This window comes from Streptomyces sp. NPDC039465, assembly GCF_055639315.1.
In genome coordinates, this window is the sequence record NZ_JBVKAP010000004.1 from 637,776 (window position 1) to 663,279 (window position 25,504).

Sequence of the window (25,504 nt, forward strand, 5' to 3'; positions counted from 1 at the left end):
GGTGGTCAGTGGTGGAAGGCGGTCGCCGCCTCCTTGTCGTGGGTCAAGGGGCCGGACTGGGCCCGGAGTTCGGGCATCAGCCGGTCCAGGTCCTCCACCAGCAGCGCGGCGAGGTCGGTCGAGAAGCCGTTGCGGCAGACCACGCGGAGGACGGAGAGGTCCTGCCGGTTCGCGGGGAAGGTGTAGGCGGGCACCAGCCAGCCGCGCTCCCGGAGCCTGCGCGAGACGTCGAAGACGTCGAAGTTCCGTACGCCCGGTGCGGTGGTGAAGGCGAAGACGGGCAGCTGATCGCCCCGGGTGAGGAGCCGGAAGTCGCCCAGCGCCTCGATGCGTTCGGCGAGACCGCGGGCGACGTCCCGGGTGGTCTGCTGGACCGCCCGGTAGCCCGCCCGGCCCAGGCGCAGCAAGGTGTAGTACTGCGCGACCACCTGCGCCCCGGGGCGGGAGAAGTTGAGGGCGAAGGTGGGCATGTCACCGCCCAGGTAGTTGACCCGGAAGACCAGCTCCTCGGGGAGCTCGGCGGGCGAGCGCCACAGCGCCCAGCCGACCCCGGGATAGACCAGACCGTATTTGTGACCGGAGGTGTTGATGGAGGAGACCCGTGGCAGCCGGAAGTCCCAGACCAGATCCTCGTCGATGAAGGGGGCGACCATCGCGCCGGAGGCGCCGTCCACATGGACGGGGATGTCGATACCGGTGCGTTCCTGGAGGGCGTCCAGGGCGGCGCAGATCTCGGCGACGGGTTCGTAGGAGCCGTCGAAGGTGGAGCCGAGCACGGCCACCACCCCGATGGTGTTCTCGTCACAGAGCTCGGCCGCCGCCTGCGGGTCCAGATGGAAGCGGTCGCCCTCCATCGGGACCAGACGGGCTTCGACCTCCCAGAATGTGCAGAACTTCTCCCAGCAGACCTGCACGTTGACGCCCATCACCAGATTGGGGCGGGCGCTGGCGGGATAGCGGTCGGGGTGCCGCTGGGCCCAGCGGCGCTTGAGCGCCATGCCGGCGAGCATGCAGGCCTCGCTCGAGCCCGTGGTCGAGCAGCCGACCGCGGTGGCCGGGTTCGGGGCGTTCCAGAGGTCGGCGAGCATGGCCACACAGCGCCGCTCCAGCTCGGCGGTGCGCGGGTACTCGTCCTTGTCGATCATGTTCTTGTCGCGGCACTCGGCCATCAGCACCCCGGCCTGGGGCTCCATCCAGGTCGTCACGAAGGTGGCGAGGTTGAGCCGGGAGTTGCCGTCGAGCATCAGCTCGTCGTGGACCAGCTGGTAGGCGCTGCTCGGCGGGAGCGGTCCGTCCGGGAGGCGGTGCTTGGGCGGGGCCTCGGTCATGCCGCCGACCGGATTGGCCTCGCCGAAGAAGGGGTTGAGAGCGAGCCGGCGGTCGGGCTCGCCCTGGGGCTGGTGCAGCGGCACGGGAACTCCTTGGGAACAGGTCGGCTGAACAGGTCAGCGCAGGGGCGCGCCGGATGCGTCGAGTTGCATCTGGGGGCGGCCGGTCACGAGCAGCCAGGCGGGCAGGGAAGCGATGCACAGCAGCGCGAGGATGGCGGGGGAGGCGACGAGCACGGCGGCGGTGAAGAGGCTGATCCATCCCTGCCGGGTGATCGCGAGGAGGAGGCCGAGTACGCCGGAGGCGACACCGACGGCCGGATGGACGGCCGGGACGAGGGCGTGCGCGCAGAGCCCCAGGGCGGCGCCGATGAAGACCGCGGGGAAGATCCGGCCGCCGCGGAAGCCGCACGAGGCGGCCACGAGCAGGGCGGCCAGCTTCACCGCGGCCAGGGCGGCGAAGGCGCCCGCACTGCGGCCGTCGGGGTCTGCGGCGATCTCCTTCACCTCGTGCAGACCCTTGAAGAGGGTCAGATGCCCGCCCAGGGCGCCCAGCAGGCCGAGCGTCAGACCGCCCAGGGGCAGCATCACCATCGGATGGGGCAGCCGCCGGAAGGCGGCGTGGACGAAGGGGAAGGCGTGGACGGCGACGAGCCCGAAGAGGGCGGCGGCGGGGGCGATCACGAGCGACGCCAGCAGATCGCCCCACCCGGGATAGGTGACGGGCGGCAGGGAGATGTCGAAGGTGGGGTGGGCGATCAGGGCGGTGGTTGTCGCGCCGGCGCCGGCGGCGACCAGCGGGGCGAAGAGCCGGTCCCAGAGCGAGCGGTCTCCGGGCTGCCGGGTGAGCGCCTCGGAGATGACGAGGGCTGCCGCCACCGGCGTGCCGAAGAGGGCGCCGATGGTGGCCGCAGAGGCCAGGGACACCCATAGCGCGGCGGGTGCGACGGGTTGGGCGCGGCGGCCCAGCCAGTAGGCGAGGGCGATGTTGGCGGCGATGATCGGGTTCTCGGGGCCGAGGCTGACCCCGCCTGCCAGCCCGAGGACGGCGGCGACGAGCAGCCCCGGCACCACCACGGGCGACACCGGCGCCTCGTCCCCCAGGCCCATGGTGGCGGGGTCGTGTCCGGCGTGCCCGGGCGCCTTCCAGACGACCAGACCGACGGCGGCGCCCGTGGCCGTGAGGATGGTGATCATCCACAGAGAGGAGAAGCCGCCGATCCCCAGCGCGTGCGGAAGCGTCTCCCAGAGCACGTCCTTGAACAGCTCGGCGATCTCGTCGACCCCCAGCAGAAGCAGGCTCGCGCCCACCCCGATCAGCAGGGCGGGCACGATCTGCGGCAGCAGGACTCGGACGGGGGTCGGCAGCGGCGGGGGCGGTGCTGAGGGTGCATCAGGAGCCACGAGCCCACCATAAGTGGGCGAATGCGGCATAACATCCCGAGATTCGGACTTGCACCTCACGTTGCGTGAGGCCCGAGGCTGATGCCCGTACCGAAAAGTGCCCGTACCGAAGAGAGAAGGGAGCGGAAAGCCATGAGCTACTCCGTGGGGCAGGTCTCCCGGTTCGCCGGAGTCACGGTGCGCACGCTGCACCACTACGACGAGATCGGGCTGCTGTCTCCGAGTGGCCGCAGTCACGCAGGCCACCGGCGTTACGACGACGCTGACCTGGACCGGCTGCAGCAGATCCTGTTCTACCGGGAGCTGGGCTTTGCGCTCGACGAGGTCGCGGCACTGCTCGACGACCCGCAGGCGGACCCGCAGGAGCACCTGCGGCGCCAGCATCAGCTGCTGACCGCCCGGATCGCCGAGCTCCAGAAGATGGCCGAGGCCGTCGAGCACGCCATGGAGGCGAAGAAGATGGGCATCAACCTCACGCCCGAGGAGAAGTTCGAGGTCTTCGGGGACAGGGACCCGGAGCAGTACGCGGAGGAGGTCGAGGAGCGCTGGGGCACCACGGACGCCTACGCCGAGTCACAGCGCAGGACGGCCTCGTACACCAAGGAGGACTGGCTGCGGATGAAGCAGGAGCAGGAGGACTGGGGCCGCCGCTTCACGGCCCTCATGGACTCCGGCGCTCCCGCCGACGGCGAGGCCGCCATGGACCTCGCCGAGGAGGCGCGGCAGCAGATCTGCCGCTTCTACTACGAGTGCAGCCACGAGTTCCACACCTGCCTGGCCGAGATGTACGTCACGGACGAGCGGTTCCGGCAGTACTTCGACGAGATGAAGCCGGGCTTGGCGCAGTACCTGCACGACGCGATCCTCGCCAACGGCGTGCGGAACGTGTGACGAGCAGCGGGGGGCGGGGGCTCGGTCGGGGGCCCGTACGGGGGTCGGGTCCCCGCTCCCCGTACGGGCCCGGGGGCTCAGGCGCGGGCGATGACCACGGCCGTGCCGTAGGCGCAGACCTCCGTGCCCACGTCCGCCGCCTCGGTCACGTCGAAGCGGAACATCAGCACCGCGTTGGCGCCCCGCGACCGGGCCTGGTCGATCAGCCGCTCCATCGCCTGGTTGCGGGTCTCCACCAGGGTCTTCGTCAGCCCCTTGAGCTCGCCGCCGATCATCGACTTCAGCCCCGCGCCGATCTGGCTGCCCAGATGCCGCGACCGTACGGTCAGGCCGAAGACCTCGCCGATCACCTGCTGCACCTGGAACCCGGGCACATCATTGGTGGTGACGACCAGCACATCGGGGTGCGGGCCCTGCCCGCCGCCGTACTCTTCGATACCCATGGCGACAGCTTCCTGCCGGAGCGTGCTCGTCGCACCCTGAGGGAGGCCGGTGGAACCGGTGGCTGTCCGCAAGCGTTGATAGCTTTGGGCAGCCGTCCCCCCGCATTCGAACCTGGAGCCCGGAACCCGTGAATACGCTTGCGCTCGGACCGAGCTGGCTCGACCCGGACTTTCTGATCGAGACCTTCGGCCTGATCGGCGTCCTGGTCATCGTCTTCGCCGAGTCCGGCCTCCTGATCGGGTTCTTCCTGCCCGGCGACTCGCTCCTGTTCACCACCGGTCTGCTGGTCACGACGGGCGCCCTCGACACCCCCCTGTGGCTGGTGTGCACGCTGATCGTCCTCGCGGCGATCATCGGCGACCAGGTTGGCTATCTCTTCGGCCGGAAGGTCGGCCCCGCCCTCTTCAAGCGCCCGGACTCCAAGCTGTTCAAGCAGGAGAACGTGGAGAAGGCGCACGAGTTCTTCGAGAAGCACGGCCCCAAGTCGCTGATCCTGGCCCGTTTCGTGCCGATCGTGCGGACGTTCACGCCGATCATCGCGGGCGTGAGCCGGATGAACTACCGCTCGTTCATCACGTTCAACATCATCGGCGGTGTGCTGTGGGGCGCGGGCGTCACGCTCCTCGGCGCCTCGCTCGGCAAGATCGACTTCGTGCATGAGCACATCGAGGCGATCCTCATCCTGATCGTGCTGATCTCCGTGGTCCCGATCGTGATCGAGTACCTCCGCGCCCGCTCCCAGAGCAAGAAGGCGAAGGCGGACGAGGCGGCCCCCTCGGCGTCCCAGTCCCAGCCTCAGTCCCAGCGCGGCCGCCACGCCAAGCGCTAGCGGCGGCTAGAAGCCGCGGGTCCGCTTGGCCGCGCGGCGGCCCGCGCCGCTGCCCGGGGCGTGGATGAAGAGGCGGGCCAGCTCGCCGCCGAGGTTGACGCCGATCGCGATCGCCAGGGCCAGCGCGGCCGCCTTGGCCAGTGAGGTGAAGCCCTGGTCGAGGTTGTTCTGGGCGATCGCGAGGACACCGAAGTACGTCGCCGAACCGGGCAGCAGCGGTCCGATCGCCGCTGTCACGTACGGCAGGGACGAGGTGTGGTGGTAGCGGGCGATCAGCTGCCCGAACAGGCCCACCAGGCCCGCCGCCACCGCGGTCGCCATCACCGCCGACCCTTCCGCGGTCACCGCGATGGACGCGAAGATCACCCAGGCCACGCCGCCGTTGAGCGTCGCGAAGAGCACCGTCGCGCGGCTCTGCTGGAGCAGGACCGCGAAGGTCAGGCAGAGCACCATCGAGGCGACGATCTGGACCGCGGGCCGCTCGACGGGTTCGAGGATCCCCTCGGGGTTGAGATTGGCCCCGAACTGCACGGCCACGTACAGCACGGACAGCACGCCGACCACGATCGCGACGAAGAAGTAGCCGACTTCCAGGAGCCGTGCGGACGCGGTGATGTAGAAGCCGGTCAGGCCGTCCTGGACGGCGGCGACCAGCGCCCGCCCCGGGATCAGGGCGAACAGGCCACCGGTGATGACCGCGGACGGCAGCAGCTCGGCGTGGAGCAGGGTCAGCAGGACCCCCATCGCGGCCGGCGGCATCGCCGCCACCAGGAACTGGTAGAACTCCGGCAGCCCGCGCCCCGCGCAGAACCACGCCAGCCGGTCACCGAGCACCGCGCCGAGCGCCGCCACGAAGAAGACGGTCGGCCCGCCGCCGAGCAGCACGGACGCCGCGCCGGCCAGCACACCGGCGGCCGTCGTGAGCACCCAGCCGGGGTACGGGTGCCGGTTGCGGCGGATCTCGGCGAGGCGCCGGTAGGCCTCCTCCGGTGAGACATCGTGGTCCTCGGCGTTGATGTCGGCGAGGAGCTGGTAGACCGCCTCAAGGCGGGTGTAGTCGGTGCCCCGCCGCCGTACGGTCCGGTTCGCGGTGACCGGGTCGTCCACCAGCGACGGCTGGTACGTGATCGACAGCAGGGTGAACGTGACCGTCGGCTCGCACCGGTCGAGGCCGTAGCTGCGGCAGATCGCGAACATCGCCGCCTCGACGTCCTCGGCGCCCTCGCCGCCCGCGAGCAGCAGCTCGCCGATACGGAGCGTCAGGTCAAGCACGCGGGGGACGGCCGGGCCGGTCTCGTCGTCCTTCCGGGCGGCCAGCTCGGGCACCGGCCGCTCGCTGACCGGCAGCCGCAGCATGGTGCGCATCCGGTCCTGCCAGGGCGCGTCCTTGGACAGCCGGACCATCGGCACGCCGTGGGCCGGGGTGAAGACGGGCGGCGACTTGCGCGCCGAATAGGTGGAGGGCGGCGCGAAGGCGGAACCTTCCTGCTCCGGCGGACCCTCGGCGTCCACGCCCTCGGGAAGGGCGAACTCGGAGGTCGGATGCTCCTCCTCCGGTACGACAGGCTGCTCGACCCCGGCCGGCGGGGTGAAGGCGCTGTGCGCCTCGTCCGACTGCGGCTTACGGTCCTCCGGACCGTCCGGCTCCGCCACCACTCTGTTCGTCCTCACTTCCATGCGACCCATGCGACCCGTCTGCCCAGTATGGACACGGTCAGCCGGTCGCACGCGAGACGGGCGGCGGCGCCCCCGCGACACGACGGGCGGCGCACCCCGGGACGAAGACGGGCGGCGCACCCCGTGGGGTGCACCGCCCGTCGGACGTTCAGCAGCGCCTCACCGGCGCTTCGGCGGGAAACCCGCTCAGTGGGCGCCGCCCTGCGCCTCCAGGCGCTTGTAGGAGGCCTCGATCTCGGCCTCGGCCTCGGCGCGGCCGACCCAGTTGGCACCCTCGACCGACTTGCCCGGCTCCAGGTCCTTGTAGACCTCGAAGAAGTGCTGGATCTCCAGGCGGTCGAACTCGGAGACGTGGTGGATGTCCCGCAGGTGCTCGACACGCGGGTCGGAGGCCGGCACGCACAGCAGCTTGTCGTCGCCGCCCGCCTCGTCGGTCATCCGGAACATGCCGATCGCGCGGCACTTGATCAGGCAGCCGGGGAAGGTCGGCTCGTCCAGGATCACCAGCGCGTCCAGCGGGTCGCCGTCCTCGCCGAGGGTGTTCTCCACGAAGCCGTAGTCGGCCGGGTAGCTGGTCGAGGTGAAGAGGCGACGGTCAAGGCGGATCCGACCGGTCTCGTGGTCGACCTCGTACTTGTTCCGCGATCCCTTCGGGATCTCGATGGTGACGTCGAACTCCACGGGTGGCTCCTCCTGATCAACACATATGTCTGCTTGCGACATGGCGCAGTGGTTAAGTGTCCCTCACGCATGTGTGTGATCGCGAAAGGGGCTGGTCAGCGATGCCGGAACCGAGATTGTGGCAGCTCACGGCGGGCTCAGCCGTGCTCGGCCTCGCCCTCGCGGCCGGGGCCGTGACCGCGGCAGGCCCCTGGGACTCCGGTCAGCGTAAGGCCGAGCGGTCCTGGGCGGCCGCCCAGGAGGGCACAGGTGGCGCACATCACGAACCGGCCGCGCCCGGCCCCCAGCGCCCCACCCCTGCGCCCGCGCCCAGCGCCGCCGGAGTGCTCACCGCACTCGCCGCCCCGCGCGGCGCCGCCCCGGGCGACCTCGCCCCCACGCTCGTACCGCTCCTGAACGACCCCGGCCTCGGCCCGCTGCGCTCCGCCTCGGTCGTCGACGCCACCACCGGCAAGCGGCTGTACGGCTCCGGGGACACCACCCCGATGACCCCCGCCTCCACGATCAAGATCGCCACAGCGGTGGCGGCGCTCACCGCCCTCGGCCCCGACCATCGCATCCCCACCACCGTCGTCGCCGCCAAGGACGCCCGCCGCATCACCCTGGTCGGCGGCGGGGACGCCACCCTCGACCGGACCCGGCTGCGCGCCCTGGCCGTCGGCACCGCCCGCGCCCTGCGCGACCGGGGCGTCACCACCGTCCGCCTCGCCTACGACACCTCGCTCTACCAGGGCCCGGTCATGCACCGCATCGGCCCCAACGACAACCTCGCCCCCGTCGTCCCCCTCATGCTCCACGCGGGCCGGCTCGACGACTCCACGTACGGCACCGCCCGCCGCAGCGGGGACCCGGCCTTCGACGCCGCCAACGCCTTCGGAAAGCTCCTCGGGAAGGCGGGCGTGTCCGTCGAGGCCGCCCCCGCCCCCGGCCGCGCCCCCAAGGGCCCCGAGGCCGTCACGGTCGCCAAGACGCTCTCGGCCCCCCTCTCGGCCCTCGTGGAGCGCACCCTGACCCACAGCGACAACGACCTCGCCGAAGCCCTCGCCCGCCAGACCGCGCTCAAGACCGGCCGGCCCGCCAGCTTCGACGGCGCCGCCAAGGCCGTACGCACCACCCTCGCCCGGCTGGAGGTCCCGCTCACCGGCGCCCGCTTCGCCGACGGCAGCGGCCTCGACCGGCGCGACCAGGTCTCCGCGGCCCTCCTCACCACCCTGCTCACCCGCGCCGCCGACCCGGCCAGGCCCGCCCTGCGCCCCGTCCTCACCGGCCTGCCCGTGGGCGGCTTCAGCGGCACCCTCCGCAGCCGTTTCGAGGACGGTTCACCCGGCGCCGGACTCGTCCGCGCCAAGACCGGCACCCTCACCGGCGTCAACACCCTCGCCGGGACCGTCGTGACCGCGGACGGCCGACTCCTCGCCTTCGCCTTCCTCGCCGGCCGCACCCCCTCCCCCGACACCGCCCAGCCCGCCCTCGACCGGCTGTCCGCGGCCCTCGCGCCACCCCGCTGACGCCCCGCCAGCCGCAGGACCCTCACCCCCGCGCCCGGCAGCACGTACGGTTGACGCATGACGAGCATCGGTGGTGCCGAGATGGTCGACTGGAACCTCGCGGTGGCGACCGCGATCCGACTGGTGCGCCCGGGGCCGGAGGTGAGCCGCGACGAGGCCCGCGCGGTCGTCGCCGAACTGCGGCGCCACGCCAAGTCCTCCGAGGAACACGTACGCGCCTACACCCGGATGATCCCCGACGGCCACACGCCGCACGACACCCCCGTCCTGGTCGTCGACCGGGCCGGCTGGGTCAGGGCCAACGTCGCCGGCTTCCGCGAACTGCTCGCCCCGCTCCTGGACAAGATGCAGGAACGCCGCTCCGGGACCCCCGGCGCCGCCGTGCTCGGCGCGGTCGGCGGCAAGGTCACCGGCGTCGAGCTCGGCATGCTGCTGTCCTTCCTCGCCTCCCGCGTCCTCGGGCAGTACGAGACCTTCGCCCCCGTCACCCGCGACCTGCCTGGCAGCGCCGACGGCGGCGGCCGCCTCCTGCTCGTCGCCCCCAACATCGTCCACGTGGAGCGCGAGCTCGACGTGGACCCGCACGACTTCCGTCTCTGGGTCTGCCTCCACGAGGAGACCCACCGCACCCAGTTCACCGCCGTCCCCTGGCTGCGCGACCACCTCCAGGGCGAAATTCAGTCATTCCTCGGCGCGACCGACGTCGACCCCTCGACCGTCCTGGAACGGCTGAGAGAAGCCGCTCAGAGCTTCGCCGGCGGCCGCCCCGAGGCCGAGGAGGACGACGGCGGACGCTCCCTCGTCGAGCTGGTGCAGACCCCCGAACAGCGCGAGATCCTCGGTCGCCTCACCGCCGTGATGTCCCTCCTGGAGGGCCACGCCGACTACGTCATGGACGGCGTCGGACCCCAGGTCGTGCCGTCCGTAGCGGAGATCCGCGAGAAGTTCCAGCAGCGCCGCGCACGTGGCGCGTCGCGCCTCGACCAGGCACTGCGCAAACTCCTGGGCCTCGACGCCAAGCTCCGTCAGTACCGCGACGGAGAGCGGTTCGTACGGGCCGTGGTGGAGGAGGTGGGCATGGACGGCTTCAACCGCGTCTGGACGTCCCCGAACACACTGCCGACCAAGGCGGAGATCGCCAAACCGGCGGACTGGGTTGCGAGGGTGCACCGTAAAACAGATTCGTGAGTCCGATGAGGCGGAACGGCAGAAGGACGCCCCCCTAATCACCCATCCGAGGGACCGTGAGCCATGGGTAGGCGTGCAATGCTCGGGGAACGGCCAGGTTCTGTCACCATCGACGCACTCTGAGTGACCGAACCCCCTGTTACGACCGTTAACACTCCGACCGAGGCACCCCTACTCCACGAAGGGCACCGGACATGGGTCCCCATCCTGCGGTCGCGGCGATACGCCTGGCGGTCCGCCGCGTACTCCACGACGTACTGACCGAGACCACCAACGAGAACCGAACCGACGCGCACGGCACCCCGGCCGCGCCCCTGGTCCTCGTCGCCTGCTCAGGCGGCGCCGACTCCATGGCGCTCGCCTCCGCCCTCGCCTTCGAAGCCCGCAAACTTTCCGTGCGCGCCGGCGGCATCACCGTCGACCACGGCCTCCAGGACGGCTCCGACCTCCGCGCCGCCGAGGTCGTCGCACGCCTCCGCGCGATGAACCTCGACCCCGTCGAGTCCGTCGCCGTCCGCGTCGGCCGCGAGGGCGGACCCGAGGCCGCCGCCCGCGACGCCCGCTACGCCGCCCTCGACGAAGCCGCCGACCGCCTCGGCGCCGCCGCCGTCCTGCTCGGCCACACCCGCGACGACCAGGCGGAAACCGTTTTGCTCGGCCTCGCCCGCGGCTCCGGCATCCGCTCCCTGTCCGGCATGGCCGCCGTCTCCGGCGCCGCCGGCCGCTACCGCCGCCCGTTCCTTGCGCTCGACCGGCAGACCGCCCGCAAGGCCTGCCTGGTCCAGTCGATCCCCGTCTGGGACGACCCGCACAACGCCGACCCCGCCTACACCCGCTCCAGGCTCCGCCACGAAGGCCTGCCCGCCCTGGAGAAGGCGCTCGGCAAGGGAGTCGTCGAAGCACTGGCCCGCACCGCGCAGCTCTCCCGCGACGACGCCGACGCCCTCGACTCCTGGGCCGCCGACGCGGACTCCTCCGTACGCGACGAAGCCGGCCAGCTGGAGTGCGCGAAGCTCTACGGACTGCCGCCCGCCGTCCGCCGCCGCGTCCTGCGCCGCGCGGTCATCGCCGAAGGCGCCCCCGCCGGGTCCCTCTTCGCCCGTCACATCGAGGAAGTCGACCGGCTGATCACGAGCTGGCGCGGCCAGGGGGCCATCAATCTGCCCGGCCGCGTCGAGGCGCGACGGCAGGGTGGCAGACTGGTCATTCGGCAAGGCTGACGCAAGCTGCAACGAAAGTGACCCGGGGTGAACGAGAAGGACATGAGCACCGACCTTCAGTCGGTGCTCATCACCAAGGAAGAGATCGACGCGAAGCTGGCAGAGCTGGCCGCGAAGATCGACGCGGAGTACGCGGGCAAGGACCTGCTCATCGTCGGTGTCCTCAAGGGCGCCGTGATGGTGATGGCGGACCTGGCGCGTGCGCTGTCCACCCCCGTCACCATGGACTGGATGGCCGTCTCGTCGTACGGCGCGGGCACCCAGTCCTCCGGTGTCGTGCGGATCCTCAAGGACCTCGACACCGACATCAAGGGCAAGCACGTCCTGATCGTCGAGGACATCATCGACTCCGGACTGACCCTGTCCTGGCTGCTGTCCAACCTCGGTTCGCGCGAGCCGGCCTCCCTGGAGGTCTGCACCCTGCTGCGCAAGCCGGACGCCGCCAAGGTCGCGATCGACGTGAAGTGGATCGGCTTCGACATTCCCAATGAGTTTGTCGTCGGATACGGCCTGGATTATGCGGAGAAGTACCGCAACCTCCCCTTCGTCGGCACGCTCGCGCCGCACGTGTACGGAGGCTGAAGCACGGGAACCCGCACCGCCCTCCCGCCGTTGGAGCAAGGGAAGGCGGTCGCGGGTGACAATGCTGGGGTACCGTCCGAAGAACAGCTTTTCTTTCTCACAGCAGCATTTACCTACGGGCAGGAGGGACGGAGCGATTTCGCTCCGTATGGATGGACGTGAAGCGATACTTCCGTGGGCCGGTCATGTGGATCGTGCTGGCCGTCCTCGCCGTGGTCGTGTTGATGCAGGTCGTCGGCTCGTCCGGCGGCTACAAGACGGTGGACACCGGTGAGGTCGTCCAGGCGATCGACAAGAACCAGGTCGATCAGGTCAAGCTGACCACTGGCGACGAGCAGATCATCAAGGTCGACCTCAAGGACGGCCAGAAGGTCAAGGGCAGCGACAAGATCCAGGCCAGCTACATCGGGACCCAGGGTTCCGATCTGGCCGCGACGCTGCAGAAGAAGTTCGAGGCAGGTGAGATCGACAAGGGCTACACGGTCTCGCCGTCCAAGCAGTCCCCGTTCATCTCGGTGCTGCTCTCGCTGCTGCCCTTCGTCCTCATCGTCGTGGTGTTCCTGTTCCTGATGAATCAGATGCAGGGCGGCGGCTCCCGAGTCATGCAGTTCGGGAAGTCCAAGGCCAAGCTGATCACCAAGGACACCCCGAAGACGACCTTCGCCGACGTGGCCGGGTCCGACGAGGCAGTCGAGGAGCTCCACGAGATCAAGGAGTTCCTCCAGGAGCCGGCGAAGTTCCAGGCGGTCGGCGCCAAGATCCCGAAGGGTGTGCTGCTGTACGGCCCGCCCGGTACGGGCAAGACGCTCCTCGCGCGCGCCGTCGCGGGCGAGGCCGGCGTGCCGTTCTACTCGATCTCCGGCTCCGACTTCGTCGAGATGTTCGTCGGTGTCGGTGCCTCCCGGGTCCGCGACCTCTTCGAGCAGGCCAAGGCGAACGCCCCGGCGATCGTCTTCGTCGACGAGATCGACGCCGTCGGCCGGCACCGCGGCGCGGGCCTCGGCGGCGGCCACGACGAGCGCGAGCAGACCCTCAACCAGCTCCTCGTCGAGATGGACGGCTTCGACGTGAAGGGCGGCGTCATCCTGATCGCCGCCACGAACCGGCCCGACATCCTCGACCCGGCGCTGCTGCGCCCGGGCCGCTTCGACCGGCAGATCGCCGTCGACCGCCCGGACATGCAGGGCCGTCTGGAGATCCTCAAGGTCCACCAGAAGGGCAAGCCGGTCGCCCCGGACGTCGACCTCGGCGCCGTCGCACGCCGTACGCCCGGCTTCACCGGTGCCGATCTGTCCAACGTCCTGAACGAGGCGGCGCTCCTGACCGCCCGCAGCGACAAGAAGCTGATCGACAACCACTCGCTGGACGAGGCGATCGACCGTGTGGTCGCGGGCCCGCAGAAGCGGACCCGGATCATGTCGGACAAGGAGAAGAAGATCACCGCGTACCACGAGGGCGGACACGCCCTGGTCGCGGCGGCCTCGCCGAACTCCGACCCGGTCCACAAGATCACGATCCTGTCCCGCGGCCGGGCCCTGGGCTACACCATGGTGCTCCCGGACGAGGACAAGTACTCGACCACGCGCAACGAGATGCTCGACCAGCTGGCATACATGCTGGGTGGGCGCGCGGCCGAGGAGCTGGTCTTCCACGACCCGACCACCGGCGCGGCCAACGACATCGAGAAGGCCACGGCCACGGCCCGCGCGATGGTCACGCAGTACGGCATGACCGAGCGGCTCGGCGCGATCAAGTTCGGTGGCGACAACACCGAGCCGTTCCTGGGCCGTGAGATGGCGCACCAGCGCGACTACTCGGAAGAGGTCGCGGCGCTGGTCGACGAAGAGGTCAAGAAGCTCATCGAGACCGCGCACAACGAGGCCTGGGAGATCCTCGTCGAGAACCGCGACGTCCTCGACAACCTGGTCCTCCAGCTGCTGGAGAAGGAGACGCTCGGCAAGGAGGAGATCGCCGAGATCTTCGCCCCGATCGTCAAGCGCCCGGCCCGCCCGGCGTGGACCGGCTCCTCGCGGCGTACGCCCTCGACGCGTCCGCCGGTGCTCTCCCCGAAGGAGCTGGCGCTCACCAACGGCGCGAACAACGCCACGGTGGACACCACCACGGTCGACACCAGCAAGGCGACCGAGATCGTCCCCGAGGAGCGCCCGGAGGCCTGATCTCGCCTTGACGGGCCTGCCGGGTCGCCCCGGCAGACCCGGAATGTATGCCGCGCCCCCCAGGTTTTAGCCTGTGGGGGCGCGGCATTTCGCGTACTCAGGTAGACGGAACGAGGCACAGATGACCGACCCGGTGACGCTTGACGGCGAGGGCACGATAGGCGAGTTCGACGAGAAGCGCGCCGAGAACGCCGTGCGGGAGCTCCTCATCGCGGTCGGCGAGGACCCGGACCGCGAGGGGCTGCGGGAGACGCCGGGGCGGGTGGCCAGGGCGTACAAGGAGATATTCGGTGGGCTGTGGCAGAAGGCCGAAGATGTCCTCACGACGACGTTCGACCTGGGCCACGACGAGATGGTCCTGGTCAAGGACATCGAAGTGACGTCATGCTGTGAACATCACCTGGTCCCGTTCAGGGGCGTCGCCCACGTCGGTTACATCCCCTCCACCAGTGGAAAGATCACCGGCCTCTCCAAGCTCGCCCGCCTCGTGGACGTCTATGCCCGTCGCCCTCAGGTCCAGGAACGACTGACCACCCAGGTCGCCGACTCCCTGATGGAGATCTTGGAGCCGCGCGGCGTGATCGTCGTCATCGAGTGCGAACACATGTGTATGTCGATGCGCGGCATCCGCAAGCCCGGAGCCAAGACGATCACCTCGGCCGTCCGCGGCCAGCTGCGCGACGCCGCGACCCGTAACGAGGCGATGAGCCTGATCATGGCGCGATAGCCGTCATTGTCAGACCTGCCCGATACGGTCCCTGATCAGTGGAATCGCCGCTGATCAGGGGGTGTGATGGGGTACGGACTTCCCAGCAAGCAGACCGTCAACATGGTCGAGGGCCGCGCACAGGCGCGCAGTGTTCGCGTGGGCGACACGTTATGGACCCTGGACGGCCCGCTGACTGCCCAGACCACGGTGACAGCCGTGAGAGCGGTCAAGACGCGAGAGATCGTCGAAGTGGTCACTGACCACACGACATTTGCCACAACGCCGGATCAGCTGCTGAGCACGCCTGATGGTTGGGTGCACGCGCTGGATGCCGAGGGCACTGTGGTCGCGTGGACCCATGCCCGCAAGCTCTGCCGGGAACGAGCGACGATCCGGCCCTGCTACGAGTTCGGGTACTTCGTGGGCGCCACCTGTGCAGACGGCACCGTCGGTCCGAACTATGTCTCGCTGGTCGTGAACGATGAGGCGTTCGCCCAGCGTTACGCGGAATGCCTCACCGTGGCCACGGGGTTGGGCGCCCGGCTGGAGGCGGTCACACGACCCTCCGGCTACCTGGGCCGGGAGGCCCCGGGCTTCAGGGTCAGGGTCGTCTCCTCGTACCTCGCAGACGCGCTACGCCAGTACACCGGGGGAGATGCCCACCACATGCGGCAGCGATTCCCCCGGGTCGTGCTGAGGAATCGCTCGGTCTTCGGCGGTTTCCTGGACGGTTACGCGGACGGGGACGGTTGCCGACTTGGGAACGCGCGCGCACGGGTGATCGTCAGCGCCAACGTTCCTTTCCTCGCTGAGCTGGCCACAGTGATCGGCGCCCGGTTCACGCCCGCGCGGGCGGGATCTGCGTCCCACTTGCTGGTTACGGACCGCTGGGAGAGGCGAGGCACCTTCCGACCCGAGGTGCACCCCGTGGAACCGCAGGAGGCCCAGTGGGTCCAAGTGCACGAGGTTCGCAGGCGCCCGGCGCCCGGTAAGCCGTTCACGGTCTACGCCTACCGGCTCGCCCCGCACCCGACGTTCCTGGTCAACGGCCACCTGGTCAGGGAGGCGTGGTGAGCGCGGACCGGTGCGCGCTCACTGGGGCGTTTCAGACCACCGTGGTGCCCGGGGGCTGCTCGTCCTCGGGGAGTTTGCAGACGCGCTCCAGGAAGAGGGCCGCCGCGATCACGCCGATGCCGGCCAGGACCGAGAAGGCCGCGTAGATCGCCTGGTCGCGGCGGGCCGGGATGTCCAGGGAGCCGAGCAGGTACACGCCCGTGCCGCCGTACATGCCGCATACCAGCGCCGCCACCAGGGCGCTCGCCTGGCCGAAGACCACGGCGCGCGCCGCCATCAGGGGCTCCACGCCCTTCGCGCCGGGGCGGCGCTCGCGCTGGGCCTTCAGGCGGGCGCGGATCGACAGGGCCGTGGCCGTGAGGACCACGGCGATCGCGGCGAGCACGATGGGCGCGGCGAGGGGCACGCTGGGCAGGGTGCCGAAGGCCTCCCAGAGCCGGGCGCCGCCCCAGGACAGGATGCCGGCGACGACGAAGAGTCCGGCCAGAACCTTCAGTCGCAGTTGCTTCACCAGGTGCCTTTCGCTGCGTGGTCGTCGAGAAGGGGTCGGGGCGGCTATTCGGGCAGGCGGAGTTCCAGGTCGGCGCGCGCGGTCACACCGTCGAGGCCGACGGCGGCCAGCAGGTCGGCGACCGGGCCGTGGCCGGGCAGCTGGGCCTCGGGGTCCACGTCGTGCCAGGGGGCGAGGACGAAGCCGCGCTGGTGGGCGCGGGGGTGGGGCAGCGTCAGCACCGGGTCGTCGGAGACCACGTCGGCGTACGTGACGATGTCCACGTCGATCGTGCGCGGCCCCCAGCGCTCCTCGCGCACCCGGTCGAAGGCCTCCTCGATGGCGTGCGCGCGCTCCAGCAGCGACGACGGCGGCAGGGTCGTCTTCACGACCACGACCGCGTTGAAGTACGACGGCTGGGAGCCGGGCTCGACGCCCCAGGGCTCTGTCTCGTACACCGGAGAGACCGCCTTGACCCGCAGACCCGGGGTGTCCTCCAGGGCGTCGATGGCGCCCTGGAGCGTCTCCAGGCGGTTGCCCAGGTTGGAGCCGAGGGCGATCACGGCCCGTTTGGGATTGGAGAGCGTGACGTCGGCGGCGTCGACCGTCTCCACCACGGAGGTGGGGACAGGCTGCACCGTGGGGTCGCTCATGCTCGCCTCCGGGTGATGGTGATGGTCACGTCGTCGAAGGGGACCGTGATCGGCGCGTCGGGCTTGTGCACCACCACCTCGACCTCCTGGACGCCCTCGTGCTTCAGGCACTGCTGGGCGATCCGCTCGGCGAGCGTCTCGATCAGATCGACCGGCTCTCCCTGGACCACGTCCACGACCTCTTCCGCGACCACGCCGTAGTGCACGGTCTTCGCCAGGTCGTCGTCGGCCGCCGCCGGGCGGGTGTCGAGGCCGAGCACCAGGTCCACGATGAAGGTCTGGCCCTCCTCGCGCTCCCGGGGGAAGACGCCATGGTGCCCGCGGGCCTTGAGGCCGCGCAGCGCGACACGATCCACGCGAATCACTCCTGCTGTTCGTAGGTCTTGCGGCACGCTGCCGGGTGCGGACGGCGTTGTGCCACCTCTCGAATCTACCTGCGGGTACCGACAGTGCCCGCTCATGGGGTGCGTCTGCCCCCCGCTTACCCACTCAGGCGGCGGTGTCGTCGCCTTCCTCGTCGCCGGATTCGGTGAGGACCGGCGAACCGTGGTGGGACCAGATCCGCCACCCCCCGGTTGTGCGCCGGAACACATTCGTGGCGACCACGAGCTGCCCGACCAGGGGGCCGAGTTCGGCGCCGTCCTCGGCGGGCCCGCCGCTGAGGATGTTCTCCGTGCAGGTGACCAGCGCGGTGTCGCCGGCCAGGGAGACCTGGACGTCGGTGAGGAAGAACTGGATGTATTCGGTGTTCGCCATGATCAGGGCGTACGAGCGCAGCACCTCGCCGCGGCCGGTGAGGACCGGCCAGCCGGGGTGCACGCAGGTGATCGTGGAGCGCCGGTCGTCGAGCCAGAGGTCGGAGATCTCCTCGAAGTCGCCGCGCTCCATCGCCTCGTAGAAGGCGGTGTTGGCCGCCTCCACGGCCTCGATGTCGGTGGCGCGCGTCACGCGGCTCCCTCGACGGCTCGGGCGACCCGTACGGCGTCGGCGGTGGCGCGCACCTCGTGGACGCGGACCGCCCAGGCGCCCTGATGGGCGGCGATGGCGGAGACGGCGGCGGTGGCGGCGTCCCGTTCGCGGGCCGGCGGCGGGCCGCCGCTGCCGGCCAGGACGTGGCCGAGGAAGCGTTTACGGGAGGCGGCGACCAGAAGAGGCCGACCCAGTTCGTGCAGGTCGCCGAGGTGGGCGACGAGGGCCAGGTCGTGCGGGGCCTGCTTGGCGAAGCCGAGGCCGGGGTCGACGATCAGCCGTTCGGGGGCGATGCCGCCCTCGACGACGGCTTCCATACGGGCGCGCAGTTCGGCGACGACCTCGGCGACCACATCGTCGTAGACGGCGAGGCTGTTCATGGTGCTGCTGAAGCCGCGCCAGTGCATGACGACGAAGGGGACCTCGGCGGCGGCGACGGCCGGGACCATGCCCGGGTCGGCGAGGCCGCCGCTGACGTCGTTGACGAGGGCGGCGCCGGCCGCGACGGCCTGCGCGGCGACCGAGGCGCGCATGGTGTCCACGGAGACGGTGACGCCTTCGGCGGCGAGGCCGCGTACGACCGGTATGACCCGCCGCAGCTCTTCGTCCTCGTCGACCCGGCTGGCACCGGGGCGGGTCGACTCGCCGCCCACGTCGACCAGGTCCGCGCCTTCGGCGACCAGGTCGAGTCCGTGCTTGACGGCGGCCGTGGTGTCGAACCAGCGGCCGCCGTCGGAGAAGGAGTCCGGCGTCACATTGACGACTCCCATGACCGCACAGCGATCCCACTCCGGCAGGCCCCAGGCCGTGCCCCGTCCGCGCAACGTACTCATGCCTCCAGCCTAGGGCCCAGCGGGTGCGCGGCCCGGTTCAGGCGGCGCGTACTTCGTGGTCGGTGTGCTGGGGAACGATGTGGGCGCAGGGCCGGGGCTGCGCGGCCGGCCTGCGGCGGGCGAAGGGGCGGGGCAGGGAGAAGGTGACGAAGCCTTCCGCCTGCATCGCGGCGAAGCCGATGCGGGGCAGGTCGCGGCTCTTGCGGTAGACCACGAAGCGGGGCTCCCAGCGCGGCCGGAACTTGGCGTTGAACTTGTACAGCGACTCGATCTGGAACCAGCGCGAGAGGAAGACGAGCAGCCCGCGCCAGAGCCGCAGGACGGGGCCGGCGCCGATCTTCTCGCCGCGCGCGAGGGCGGCGCGGAACATGGCGAAGTTCAGCGAGACGCGTTCGATGCCGAGCCGGGGGGATTCCTGGAGCGCGGCGACGATCAGCAGTTCGTTCATGCCGGGGTCGGCGCTGCGGTCGCGGCGCATCAGCTCCAGGGACATGCCGTCCTTGCCCCAGGGCACGAAGTGGATGATCGCCTTCAGGTCGCCGTAGGGGGAGTCGGGGTCGTCCTTGTGCGCGGTGGCGATGACGGCGTCACCGTCGCCCGGGTCGCCGATCCGGCCGAGGGCCATGGAGAAGCCGCGCTCGGTGTCGGTGCCGCGCCAGTCGGCGGCGGCGCGCCGGACGCGCTCCAGCTCTCCTTCGGAGAGGTCATGGACGCGCCGGACCTTGGTGGTGTAACCGTTGCGCTCGATGCGCTTCACCATCTGGCGCACATTGCGCATGGCGCGCCCGGTGAGCGAGAAATCCGCGACGTCCACCACCGCCTCGTCGCCGAGCTCCAGGGCGTCGAGTCCGGTCTCGCGGGTCCAGACCTCGCCGCCGGTCTCGGAGCAGCCCATGACGGCGGGCGTCCAGGAGTGGGCCTTGGCCTCGTCCATGAACCGCTCGATCGCGCCGGGCCAGGCCTCGACGTCGCCGATGGGGTCGCCGCTGGCGAGCATCACTCCGGAGACGACGCGGTAGCAGACGGCGGCCTTGCCGCTGGGGGAGAAGACGACGCCCTTGTCGCGGCGGAGCGCGAAGTGGCCGAGGGAGTCACGGCCGCCGTGCTTGGCGAGCAGCTCGCGCAGCCGGGACTCGTCGTCCTCGGTGAGCCGGGCGGCCGGGTGCTCGGGGCGGAAGGCCAGGTAGATGGTGGTGACGGCGGTGAGCAGGCCGAGCGCGCCGAGCGAGTAGCCGACGGTCCAGTCGACGTTGCTGGCGTAGCGGACGGGGCCTTCGTAGCCGAAGAGGCCCCACAGGACGTGCTCGAGCCGGTCGGCGAGGCTGGGGCTGCCGATGACCCGGCGCGGGTGGGCGCTGACGATGACCAGGCCGAGCCCGATCGACCCGGCGCCCATGAGGATGAAGTTGGCCAGCGCCTTCCAACGGCTGCGCGGGTCGGGCAGGGCGGCGAACTCGCCGCGGTGGCGCAGCAGCAGGGCGAGCAGCGCGACCGAGAACAGGACGCCGACGTAGGAGTGGCGCCAGACGAACTGGGCCACCGCGCCGAGCGGCAGCAGGATGACGGCGGCGCGCCAGGCGCGGCGCTTGTGGCGCTTGAGGCCGTGGGCGAGCAGCAGGAGCAGGACGCCCACGCTCAGGGACAGCGCGGCGGAGAGCGGGCCGAGGGTGCCGGGCAGCACCTCGGCGAGGGCGTGCATACGGCTGGCGCGGAACCGAGGGAAGACCCCGGCCGCGATGTCGATCAGGCCGATGAACGTGCAGGCCGTACCGACGAGGGAGGGGACCGCCTCGGGGCGCGGCCCGCGCAGTATCCGGCGTACCCGATCCGGAACCAATCCTGTTTTGTCCCCATCTACCGTGACAGACATCGCTTCCCGTGGCTCTGCGAAAGATTTGGAGTCCGGCCGCCGTGGTCGTGGTCGTGGGCGCCGGACCGGATGATGTGCGCCCTCTAGGACGACACGTCAGGGGAGCGGGTTCACTCGCTCTCAGGAAAATTCTCAAGGAAGAAAGCTCGAACGACTCATGGGTCTCACCAGCAACAAGGTTTTGGCGCTGGCCACCGTGCTCGCCGTGGTGTTCTTCGTGGCCACGGTGTGGCTCTGGCCGCGGCTCTCCCGCCGCGGCTGGCGCGCCGTCCTCGGCCGGGTGGGGCTTCTCCTCGCCACCCAGCTGGCGCTGTTCGCGTCGGTCGGGCTCGCGGCCAACAAGTCCTTCCTCTTCTACGGCTCCTGGGCCGACCTCTTCGGCCAGGAGCAGGAACTGGGCGTGGTCGTCGACCATTCGGCGGGCGCCAAGGACATCAAGGTGGTCGCCACGCAGAAGCCGGACGTGCCCGGCGCGGGCCGGCCGTCGGTCGGCGGCCAGATCCAGAAGGTGGTGATCGCCGGCGAGAAGTCGAAGATCGACAGCCAGGCGTACGTCTATCTGCCGCCGGAGTACTTCCAGCCGCGGTACGCCAAGAGCACCTTTCCGGCCTCCATCGTCCTGACCGGCTACCCCGGCACCGCCGAGAACCTGCTCAAGGGCCTCAAGTACCCCAAGACCGCCCACCAGCAGGTGAAGGCGGGGAAGATGCGGCCGATGATCCTCGTGATGATGCGGCCGACCGTCGCGCCGCCCCGGGACACCGAGTGCGTGGACATCCCCGGCGGCCCGCAGACCGAGACGTTCTTCGCCAAGGACCTGCCCAAGGCGGTGTCGGAGACGTACCGCGTCGGGAAGAACCCGCGGAACTGGGGCTTCATCGGCAACTCCACCGGAGGCTACTGCGCGCTGAAGATAGCCATGCACCACCCGGAGCAGTTCTCGGCCGGCGCGGGCCTGTCCGCGTACTACAAGGCCGCCGAGGACGTGACCACCGGCGATCTCTTCCACGGCAATCAGAAGGAGCGCGACCGCGCCAACCTGCTGCGGAGCCTGGACCGGCTCCCGCCGTCCAAGAGCTCCTTCCTCGTGACCACGTCCAAGCAGGGCGAGGGCAATCTGAAGGGCACCCTGGCGTTCATCTCCAAGGTGAAGGCGCCCGCGCGGGTCTCCTCCATCACGCTGGACAGCGGCGGGCACAACTTCAACACCTGGAACCGCGAGATCCCGCCGACACTGGCGTGGATGAGCGGCCGGCTCAGCGCGAGCTGACCGTCTCCAGCTCCACGTCGGTACGGGCGATGTCCTGGGCGTCGGCGGCGGTGGAGCGGCGCAGCGCCTCGTGCAGCGTGGCCGGGGTGAGGACGCCCAGGAAGCGTCCGGTCTCCGCCGCGTCGATGACCGCGATCCAGCCCGCGTCGTGCTGGAGCATGGTCGCGAAGGCCTGCTTGAGCGAGGCGCCGACGGGCAGCCAGGCCTCCATGCGGCGGGCGTGGTCCCGTACGTGCCCCTTGCCGAGGGTGGCCTGTTCGGCGGAGATCCAGCCGTGCAGATTCTCCTCGTGGTCCAGGACGACCGCCCAGCGCGAGTCGAGCGGGCGGGGCAGCGGGTCGTCGAGATGGACGACCGGGGGCTGTTCGAGGTCGCCGGGCTCGATCGGGGTGACCGAGAGCCGCTTCAGGCCGCGGTCCGCGCCGACGAAATCGGCGACGTACGGGGTGGCGGGGGCGCCCAGCACGGCGGCCGGGGCGTCGAACTGCTCGATCCTGCCGTTGCCGTAGACGGCGATACGGTCGCCGAGCCGTACGGCCTCCTCGATGTCGTGGGTGACGAAGAGGATGGTCTTGCGGACCTGGGACTGGAGCCGCAGGAATTCGTTCTGCAGACGCTCGCGGACCACCGGGTCGACCGCCCCGAACGGCTCGTCCATCAGCAGCACCGGCGGATCGGCGGCCAGCGCCCGCGCCACCCCGACGCGCTGGCGCTGACCGCCGGAGAGCTGGTCGGGATAGCGGTCGCCGTAGGTGCGCGGATCGAGGCCGACCAGGTCGAGGAGTTCGGCGGCCCGCGCGCGGGCCTGGGCGCGGGGGACGCCGAGCAGGTGCGGCACGGTCGCGGTGTTGTCGAGGACCGTCTTGTGCGGGAAGAGGCCGACCTGCTGGATGACGTAGCCGATACGGCGGCGCAGTTGGACCGGATCGCTCTGGGCGATGTCCTGGCCGCCGAGGTATATCCGGCCCTCGGTCGGCTCGATCAGCCGGTTGACCATCTTCATCGTGGTGGTCTTGCCGCAGCCGGACGGTCCGACGAGCGTGACCAGTTCACCCTCGGCGACCTCGAAGGACAGGTCGTCCACGGCGGTCGTGCCGTCGGCGTACCGCTTCGTCACGTTCTCGAATCGGATCATGGCTCCCATTGTGGTCGCTCCCCCGGGCGGGTGTGTGAAGGGCGTGTTGCCGGAATGTGGTGGTCCTCGGCGATTGTCAGTGGTCGGGGATAGGGTCGTTTTGGGTCGAACACTGGATCGGCTGTCCGGGACGGGGGGTGGGGCATGAGCTGTCTGGCGACCAACGACTGGATCTGCGGGGAATATCTGCGCACCCGCAGCCAGGAGTTGACCGACGCGACGCTCCAGCACGTCGGGATCACGGTGGTCTCGGTGCTGATCGGCCTGGTCGTCGCCGTGCCGCTGGCGCTGTTCGCCCGCGCCAGACCGCGGTTCGCCGGACCGGTGCTCGGGCTGACGACCGTGCTGTACACGGTGCCGTCGCTGGCGATGTTCTCGCTGCTGCTGCCGCTGTTCGGGCTGTCGGCGGCGCTGGTGGTGACCGGTCTGGTGCTGTACTCACTGACGATTCTCGTACGCAACACCCTCGCCGGCCTCCAGGCCGTGCCCGCCGAGGCGCGGGAGGCCGCGCGCGGGATGGGGTACGGGCCCGCGCGGCTGCTGTGGGAGGTCGAGCTGCCGTTGGCGCTGCCCGCGCTGATGGCCGGGATACGGATGGCGACGGTCTCCACGATCGCGCTGACGACGGTCGGGTCGATCGTCGGCCGCGGCGGTCTGGGCAATCTCATCGAGGACGCCCTGCCCAGCTTCTTCAAGGCGCAGGTGCTCACCGCCTCGGTCCTCTGCGTGCTGCTCGCCGTCGTCGCCGATCTGCTGCTCCTGGGGCTCCAGCGCCTGCTCACGCCCTGGACCCGAATACGCGTCGCGGGAGGGGCCGGCTGATGGGAGTGGTCTCGGAGGCGTGGGAGTGGCTGGCCACCGGCGCCAACTGGTCGGGGGAGGGCGGCGTCTGGCACCGCCTCGGCGAGCACCTGTACGTCAGCGGGGTCGCCCTCGCCGTGGCCTGCGCCGTCGCGCTGCCGCTGGGGCTCTTCCTAGGCCACCGCGGCCGGGGCGGGACCCTCGCCATCAATGTGTCCAACGTGGGGCGGGCGATCCCGGTCTTCGCGGTCCTGGCCCTCTTCATGGTGTCGCCGCTGCGCAACGCCGGATATCTGCCGACCGTCATCGCGCTGGTCCTGTTCGCCGTCCCGCCGCTGCTGACCAACGCGTACGTGGGGATGCGGGAGGTGGACCGGGCGGTGGTGGAGGCCGCGCGCGGCATGGGGATGTCAGGGGGGCAGCTCTTCCGGAAGGTCGAACTCCCGCTCGCGCAGCCGCTGGTCATGACCGGGCTGCGGTCCGCCGCGGTGCAGGTGGTCGCCACCGCGACCATCGCGGCGATGGTCGGGCAGGGCGGCCTCGGCCGGATCATCACCGCCGGCTTCAACACGTACAACACCCCGCAGGTGGTGGCGGGCGCCCTGCTCGTGGCCGTGCTCGCCCTCCTGGTGGAGGCCGTGCTGGTGGGAGTGGGCAGGCTGCTCGGGCCGGTGCGCCCGGCGCCCGTACGCGAGGACCCCGGCCTCCTGCGTAAGACCGTGTGAAGACTCAAGACTGGGAGAGTGACTCGTGAGCAGGATCTCGCGTATCGCGGGTGCGGTGGTGGGCGCGCTGGCGCTGACGGCCGGACTCGCCGCGTGCGGCGGCGACAGCCTGGAGAAGCAGGGCGGCGGCTCGGCGGGTGCCGGCGGCGCGGGCGGCGGCGGGAAGGGTTCGCTCGTCGTCGGAGCGGCGGCCTTCACCGAGTCGAAGGTGCTGGCGGAGCTGTACGCCCAGGTCCTCGGCGACGCCGGCTACCAGACCTCCGTGACCACGGTGAAGAACCGTGAACTGTACGAACCCTCGCTGGAGAAGGGTGAGATCGACGTCGTACCGGAATACGCGGCGACGATCGCGGAATTCCTGAACGCGAAGGTGAACGGCCCGAAGGCGCCCGAAGAGAAGCCGGTCGCCACCAGCGACCCGGCCGCCACCGTCGCGGCGCTGAAGAAGCTGGCCGAGCCGCTCGGACTGAAGGTGCTCCCAGCCGGAGAGGCCGTCGATCAGAACGCGTTCGCGGTCACGAAGGAATTCGCCGAGAAGAACAAGCTCAAGACGCTTTCCGATCTCGGCGCCGCGAAGCTCAAGGTGAAGATCGCGGCGGGCGACGAATGCGCCGTACGACCCTTCTGCGCCCCCGGTCTGAAGAAGACCTACGGCATTGACGTGGCCGGGGTGGACCCCAAGGGCGTCGGCACCCCGCAGGCCAAGCAGGCCGTCAAGGACGGGGTGGACCAGCTCGTGCTGACCACCACGACGGACGCGACGATCGACTCCTTCGGGCTGGTGTTCCTGGAGGACGACAAGAAGCTGCAGAACGCCGACAATGTGCTGCCCGTCGTCAATGCGAAGGACGCCGGGGCGCCGGAGATAGCCGCCGTCCTGGACAAGCTCACCAAGGCCCTGACGACGGCCGATCTCGCGGAGCTGAACCGCAAGGTGGACGCGGAGCGGGTCAAGCCGCAGGACGTCGCGAAGGAGTACCTCCGGTCGAAGGGACTGATCAAGAAGTAAGAGGTGGGTAAGGGGAGTCGGCCCGTCACCGAGAAGT

At 70.4% G+C, this 25,504-nt stretch carries 25 protein-coding genes; 13 read left to right on the forward strand and 12 right to left on the reverse strand.

Annotated elements, in window-relative coordinates:
* Positions 1–5: 5 nt before the first annotated feature.
* Positions 6–1,412 (reverse strand): glutamate decarboxylase, encoded by a 1,407-nt coding sequence (locus tag ACZ7LT_RS17445; RefSeq protein WP_471236904.1) that lies wholly within the window; start codon positions 1,410–1,412, stop codon positions 6–8.
* A gap of 33 nt (positions 1,413–1,445) precedes the next feature.
* Positions 1,446–2,732, reverse strand: a complete 1,287-nt coding sequence (locus ACZ7LT_RS17450; RefSeq protein WP_471236905.1) for an ion channel protein — start codon at positions 2,730–2,732, stop codon at positions 1,446–1,448.
* A 132-nt stretch (positions 2,733–2,864) separates the two neighbouring features.
* Here ACZ7LT_RS17450 and ACZ7LT_RS17455 point away from each other — a divergent pair, with 132 nt between their 5' ends.
* Complete coding sequence (locus ACZ7LT_RS17455; protein ID WP_471236906.1) at positions 2,865–3,623, forward strand: MerR family transcriptional regulator; 759 nt, start codon at positions 2,865–2,867, stop codon at positions 3,621–3,623.
* A 77-nt stretch (positions 3,624–3,700) separates the two neighbouring features.
* On the opposite strand, the gene ACZ7LT_RS17460 is transcribed toward ACZ7LT_RS17455, so the two are convergent.
* A complete protein-coding gene (locus ACZ7LT_RS17460) occupies positions 3,701–4,066 on the reverse strand; it encodes a YbjQ family protein (RefSeq protein WP_471236907.1) in 366 nt (121 codons plus the stop codon).
* Positions 4,067–4,194: 128 nt separating this feature from the next.
* Here ACZ7LT_RS17460 and ACZ7LT_RS17465 point away from each other — a divergent pair, with 128 nt between their 5' ends.
* Positions 4,195–4,896 (forward strand): DedA family protein, encoded by a 702-nt coding sequence (locus tag ACZ7LT_RS17465; RefSeq protein ID WP_471236908.1) that lies wholly within the window; start codon positions 4,195–4,197, stop codon positions 4,894–4,896.
* A 6-nt stretch (positions 4,897–4,902) separates the two neighbouring features.
* Here the strand turns inward: ACZ7LT_RS17465 and ACZ7LT_RS17470 are convergent, their stop codons facing one another.
* Positions 4,903–6,552, reverse strand: coding sequence for a threonine/serine exporter family protein (locus ACZ7LT_RS17470; protein ID WP_471236992.1), 1,650 nt, complete (start codon positions 6,550–6,552; stop codon positions 4,903–4,905).
* 207 nt (positions 6,553–6,759) lie between these two features.
* Positions 6,760–7,254: an inorganic diphosphatase gene (locus ACZ7LT_RS17475; RefSeq protein ID WP_019888410.1), complete on the reverse strand. Its 495-nt coding sequence runs from the start codon at positions 7,252–7,254 to the stop codon at positions 6,760–6,762.
* Positions 7,255–7,355: 101 nt separating this feature from the next.
* Between ACZ7LT_RS17475 and dacB the strand changes: the two genes are divergently transcribed.
* From dacB to ACZ7LT_RS17510, 7 genes are all read left to right on the forward strand, one after another.
* A complete protein-coding gene (gene dacB, locus ACZ7LT_RS17480) occupies positions 7,356–8,762 on the forward strand; it encodes a D-alanyl-D-alanine carboxypeptidase/D-alanyl-D-alanine endopeptidase (RefSeq protein ID WP_471236909.1) in 1,407 nt (468 codons plus the stop codon).
* Between the two features lie 57 nt (positions 8,763–8,819).
* Positions 8,820–9,950, forward strand: a complete 1,131-nt coding sequence (locus tag ACZ7LT_RS17485) for a zinc-dependent metalloprotease (protein ID WP_471236910.1) — start codon at positions 8,820–8,822, stop codon at positions 9,948–9,950.
* 194 nt (positions 9,951–10,144) lie between these two features.
* Positions 10,145–11,170 carry a tRNA lysidine(34) synthetase TilS gene (gene tilS / locus ACZ7LT_RS17490; protein WP_471236911.1) on the forward strand — a complete coding sequence of 342 codons (1,026 nt, stop codon included), beginning with the start codon at positions 10,145–10,147 and terminating at the stop codon, positions 11,168–11,170.
* Between the two features lie 42 nt (positions 11,171–11,212).
* Positions 11,213–11,752, forward strand: a complete 540-nt coding sequence (gene hpt / locus ACZ7LT_RS17495) for a hypoxanthine phosphoribosyltransferase (RefSeq protein ID WP_471236912.1) — start codon at positions 11,213–11,215, stop codon at positions 11,750–11,752.
* A gap of 152 nt (positions 11,753–11,904) precedes the next feature.
* A complete protein-coding gene (gene ftsH, locus ACZ7LT_RS17500; protein ID WP_471236913.1) occupies positions 11,905–13,929 on the forward strand; it encodes an ATP-dependent zinc metalloprotease FtsH in 2,025 nt (674 codons plus the stop codon).
* A 121-nt stretch (positions 13,930–14,050) separates the two neighbouring features.
* On the forward strand, positions 14,051–14,656 hold the full coding sequence (gene folE / locus ACZ7LT_RS17505; RefSeq protein ID WP_471236914.1) for a GTP cyclohydrolase I FolE: 606 nt from the start codon (positions 14,051–14,053) through the stop codon (positions 14,654–14,656).
* Positions 14,657–14,722: 66 nt separating this feature from the next.
* A complete protein-coding gene (locus tag ACZ7LT_RS17510) occupies positions 14,723–15,712 on the forward strand; it encodes a hypothetical protein (RefSeq protein WP_471236915.1) in 990 nt (329 codons plus the stop codon).
* A gap of 31 nt (positions 15,713–15,743) precedes the next feature.
* Here the strand turns inward: ACZ7LT_RS17510 and ACZ7LT_RS17515 are convergent, their stop codons facing one another.
* The 6 genes from ACZ7LT_RS17515 to ACZ7LT_RS17540 all read right to left on the reverse strand — a co-directional run bounded on the left by ACZ7LT_RS17515 (position 15,744) and on the right by ACZ7LT_RS17540 (position 20,527).
* Positions 15,744–16,223 carry a DUF3180 domain-containing protein gene (locus ACZ7LT_RS17515; RefSeq protein WP_471236916.1) on the reverse strand — a complete coding sequence of 160 codons (480 nt, stop codon included), beginning with the start codon at positions 16,221–16,223 and terminating at the stop codon, positions 15,744–15,746.
* A gap of 44 nt (positions 16,224–16,267) precedes the next feature.
* A complete protein-coding gene (folK, locus tag ACZ7LT_RS17520; protein ID WP_471236917.1) occupies positions 16,268–16,855 on the reverse strand; it encodes a 2-amino-4-hydroxy-6-hydroxymethyldihydropteridine diphosphokinase in 588 nt (195 codons plus the stop codon).
* Entirely contained in the window at positions 16,852–17,211 is a 360-nt protein-coding gene (gene folB, locus ACZ7LT_RS17525; protein WP_019888422.1) for a dihydroneopterin aldolase, read from the reverse strand. The genes folK and folB overlap by 4 nt, the downstream gene beginning before the upstream one ends.
* A gap of 133 nt (positions 17,212–17,344) precedes the next feature.
* Entirely contained in the window at positions 17,345–17,803 is a 459-nt protein-coding gene (locus ACZ7LT_RS17530) for a nuclear transport factor 2 family protein (protein ID WP_471236918.1), read from the reverse strand.
* The gene (folP, locus tag ACZ7LT_RS17535) at positions 17,800–18,657 is read right to left on the reverse strand and encodes a dihydropteroate synthase (protein WP_471236919.1); all 858 of its coding nucleotides are present in this window, start codon (positions 18,655–18,657) and stop codon (positions 17,800–17,802) included. The genes ACZ7LT_RS17530 and folP overlap by 4 nt, the downstream gene beginning before the upstream one ends.
* A 37-nt stretch (positions 18,658–18,694) precedes the next feature.
* On the reverse strand, positions 18,695–20,527 hold the full coding sequence (locus ACZ7LT_RS17540; RefSeq protein ID WP_471236920.1) for a phosphatidylglycerol lysyltransferase domain-containing protein: 1,833 nt from the start codon (positions 20,525–20,527) through the stop codon (positions 18,695–18,697).
* A 157-nt stretch (positions 20,528–20,684) separates the two neighbouring features.
* On the opposite strand from ACZ7LT_RS17540, the gene ACZ7LT_RS17545 reads away from it, so the two are divergent.
* Positions 20,685–21,797 (forward strand): alpha/beta hydrolase, encoded by a 1,113-nt coding sequence (locus ACZ7LT_RS17545; RefSeq protein ID WP_471236921.1) that lies wholly within the window; start codon positions 20,685–20,687, stop codon positions 21,795–21,797.
* Here ACZ7LT_RS17545 and ACZ7LT_RS17550 read toward each other — a convergent pair.
* A complete protein-coding gene (locus ACZ7LT_RS17550; protein WP_471236922.1) occupies positions 21,784–22,932 on the reverse strand; it encodes an ABC transporter ATP-binding protein in 1,149 nt (382 codons plus the stop codon). The two genes, ACZ7LT_RS17545 and ACZ7LT_RS17550, sit on opposite strands and share 14 nt — an antisense overlap.
* A gap of 144 nt (positions 22,933–23,076) precedes the next feature.
* Here ACZ7LT_RS17550 and ACZ7LT_RS17555 point away from each other — a divergent pair, with 144 nt between their 5' ends.
* Genes ACZ7LT_RS17555 through ACZ7LT_RS17565 form a run of 3 tightly spaced genes read left to right on the forward strand, consistent with a single transcriptional unit; the run spans position 23,077 to position 25,467 of the window.
* On the forward strand, positions 23,077–23,754 hold the full coding sequence (locus tag ACZ7LT_RS17555) for an ABC transporter permease (protein ID WP_471236923.1): 678 nt from the start codon (positions 23,077–23,079) through the stop codon (positions 23,752–23,754).
* A complete protein-coding gene (locus ACZ7LT_RS17560) occupies positions 23,754–24,458 on the forward strand; it encodes an ABC transporter permease (RefSeq protein WP_471236924.1) in 705 nt (234 codons plus the stop codon). The genes ACZ7LT_RS17555 and ACZ7LT_RS17560 overlap by 1 nt, the downstream gene beginning before the upstream one ends.
* Before the next feature lie 25 nt (positions 24,459–24,483).
* Positions 24,484–25,467, forward strand: a complete 984-nt coding sequence (locus ACZ7LT_RS17565) for an ABC transporter substrate-binding protein (protein WP_471236925.1) — start codon at positions 24,484–24,486, stop codon at positions 25,465–25,467.
* Positions 25,468–25,504 lie beyond the last annotated feature (37 nt).

Bases quoted from the DNA above. Each gene is read 5' to 3' on its own strand.
- ACZ7LT_RS17455 (WP_471236906.1), top strand. From the start codon at position 2,865: ATGAGCTACTCCGTGGGGCAGGTCTCCCGGTTCGCCGGAGTCACGGTG.
- ACZ7LT_RS17460 (WP_471236907.1), bottom strand. From the start codon at position 4,066: ATGGGTATCGAAGAGTACGGCGGCGGGCAGGGCCCGCACCCCGATGTG.
- dacB (WP_471236909.1), top strand. From the start codon at position 7,356: ATGCCGGAACCGAGATTGTGGCAGCTCACGGCGGGCTCAGCCGTGCTC.
- ACZ7LT_RS17485 (WP_471236910.1), top strand. From the start codon at position 8,820: ATGACGAGCATCGGTGGTGCCGAGATGGTCGACTGGAACCTCGCGGTG.
- tilS (WP_471236911.1), top strand. From the start codon at position 10,145: ATGGGTCCCCATCCTGCGGTCGCGGCGATACGCCTGGCGGTCCGCCGC.
- hpt (WP_471236912.1), top strand. From the start codon at position 11,213: ATGAGCACCGACCTTCAGTCGGTGCTCATCACCAAGGAAGAGATCGAC.
- ftsH (WP_471236913.1), top strand. From the start codon at position 11,905: ATGGACGTGAAGCGATACTTCCGTGGGCCGGTCATGTGGATCGTGCTG.
- folE (WP_471236914.1), top strand. From the start codon at position 14,051: ATGACCGACCCGGTGACGCTTGACGGCGAGGGCACGATAGGCGAGTTC.
- ACZ7LT_RS17510 (WP_471236915.1), top strand. From the start codon at position 14,723: ATGGGGTACGGACTTCCCAGCAAGCAGACCGTCAACATGGTCGAGGGC.
- folK (WP_471236917.1), bottom strand. From the start codon at position 16,855: ATGAGCGACCCCACGGTGCAGCCTGTCCCCACCTCCGTGGTGGAGACG.
- folP (WP_471236919.1), bottom strand. From the start codon at position 18,657: ATGAGTACGTTGCGCGGACGGGGCACGGCCTGGGGCCTGCCGGAGTGG.
- ACZ7LT_RS17540 (WP_471236920.1), bottom strand. From the start codon at position 20,527: ATGTCTGTCACGGTAGATGGGGACAAAACAGGATTGGTTCCGGATCGG.
- ACZ7LT_RS17545 (WP_471236921.1), top strand. From the start codon at position 20,685: ATGGGTCTCACCAGCAACAAGGTTTTGGCGCTGGCCACCGTGCTCGCC.
- ACZ7LT_RS17550 (WP_471236922.1), bottom strand. From the start codon at position 22,932: ATGATCCGATTCGAGAACGTGACGAAGCGGTACGCCGACGGCACGACC.
- ACZ7LT_RS17555 (WP_471236923.1), top strand. From the start codon at position 23,077: ATGAGCTGTCTGGCGACCAACGACTGGATCTGCGGGGAATATCTGCGC.
- ACZ7LT_RS17560 (WP_471236924.1), top strand. From the start codon at position 23,754: ATGGGAGTGGTCTCGGAGGCGTGGGAGTGGCTGGCCACCGGCGCCAAC.